Raw genomic sequence first — 261 nt, 5'->3', positions numbered from 1 at the left:
GGCGTACGCCAGCCTTGTCCGGACCGAAGGATCGGACAAGATCCACGGTTCCGGGGGAGTGGACCCGCAGTGGCGCCGCCGCGGCATCGGTACGGCGGTGCTGCGCTGGCAGGTGCAGCGTTCCCGGGAGCGCCTGGCGGAGTCGGGCGTGGAGGCGGGCCTGCTGCGCTGCATGGCCGAGGAGGACAACGCCTCGCATGTCGCGCTGTTCCACGCGGCCGGAGCCAAGGTGGTGCGCTACTTCACCGAGATGACCCGCCC

Annotated in this window: 1 pseudogene; it reads left to right on the top strand. The window is 71.6% G+C overall.

What is annotated here, in order from left to right:
* Positions 1–261, top strand: a pseudogene (locus SB754_RS21070) (GNAT family N-acetyltransferase); the annotation flags it as partial.

Source organism: Leifsonia sp. SIMBA_070 (assembly GCF_046534635.1).
Classification (GTDB): domain Bacteria; phylum Actinomycetota; class Actinomycetes; order Actinomycetales; family Microbacteriaceae; genus Leifsonia.
This window is presented reverse-complemented; position numbering and strand designations above follow the sequence as displayed.